Origin of the sequence: Moraxella boevrei DSM 14165 (assembly GCF_000379845.1) — a bacterium.
GTDB classification, from domain to species: domain Bacteria; phylum Pseudomonadota; class Gammaproteobacteria; order Pseudomonadales; family Moraxellaceae; genus Faucicola; species Faucicola boevrei.
In genome coordinates, this window is record NZ_KB903807.1 from 1 (window position 1) to 1435 (window position 1435).

The window sequence follows — 1435 nt, forward strand, 5'->3', positions numbered from 1 at the left end:
AAGCCATAAGCTTAGTGAAGTGGAACAAAGATTAATTTTAATTGCTATTTTAAAGGCTAGAGAGTTTTGTGATAATGTTGAGCAACTAAATGGTAAGGAACTAATTATTCATGCTAGTGATTATATGGAAGTTTTTAAAGTAGATAGAACAACGGCTTACAGGGTTTTAAAACAGGCTGTAATAGGTCTATTTGATGCAAAATGGGGGTACAGGTATATTAATCATCATGGTAATTTAGCGGTACGTTACGAACGTTTCACCCAATCTGCCGAATATGTAGAAAACGAAGCGACCGTTAAATTTATGTTTGCCAACGCTATTATTCCGATGTTGGTGGAGCTTGAAAGAGCCTTTACAACTTATGAAATAGAACAAGTGGCAAAATTGCAAAGTCGTTATTCTATGCGGTTGTATGAATGTTTAATACGTTTTAAAACCACAAAAATATTAAAAATTAGTTTAGAAGAATTACGTTTTAGACTAGGATTGTTAGAGACTGAATATAAAGCGATGGGCGATTTTAAAAAATATGTATTGGATTTAGCAGTTAAACAAATTAACCAACATACCGATATTGACGTAAAATACGAACAACAAAAGCAAGGGCGGAAAATTGTTGGCTTTACCTTTAGTTTTAAGCAGAAAAAAGATAAACAAAAATCTGTTAATGATAAAAGTAAACAAAGTTCTATCATTAAAATGACTGACAAACAGCGTCTAATGTTTGCCAAAAAACTGGCGAATTTGCCAGAATTGGGCAGTTATGCCCCTGTTGGGGCTAGTACTGATGATTTTGCAAACAAAATCGCTGATGAACTGCTAGACCCCACCAAATCCGATTTTTATAAGCCGTTTTTGGAGATGGTGGGGTTTAAATTAGTTTAGTCATATATTGTCATGTTGTTTGGCGGCAATAACATTTTGGGCTTGGTTGATTGCAAAGTAGCGTTGCACCTCTGCATTTGCCATTAGGCAAAGGTGTGTGGAGTTTACCCTACTAAATAAAATGAAATTTATCACTGTTTATTCTTATGAATTTTTAATAAAGTGGATATAAAATTCATTATTAATAGCAATAGAACGATAGTAATCGTAATATTTGTTATTATTTTATAATTAAAATAAGTAAATATATATATTAGTGAAAAAATTAAAATAATTAAATATTTGTTCTTTTTCACAATTTTATTTCCATAAATATTTATACTTAAAAGTATTGTATAACCTAAAATAAGGCTTTCTAATAAAGCATAAATTATAGGCATTTTGAGAAATAAATTTATTAAATATATTGATACACACAACCATATAAGTTTCCTGTTCAACATAGGCAATACCATAAATTTGAAAATGTTTTAAATTATAATCCCATACCCCAACAGCCTTGTACTGTGTTGTTTGGAACGAATCTCCCTAATATAATTCCTGTCAAAA

At 30.7% G+C, this 1435-nt stretch carries 1 protein-coding gene; it reads left to right on the forward strand.

What is annotated here, in order from left to right; all coding sequences use genetic code 11:
- Positions 1-886 (forward strand): replication initiation protein RepM (gene repM, locus A3G3_RS13635; protein WP_019520340.1); only part of this gene is annotated, 886 nt, incomplete at its 5' end.
- Positions 887-1435 lie beyond the last annotated feature (549 nt).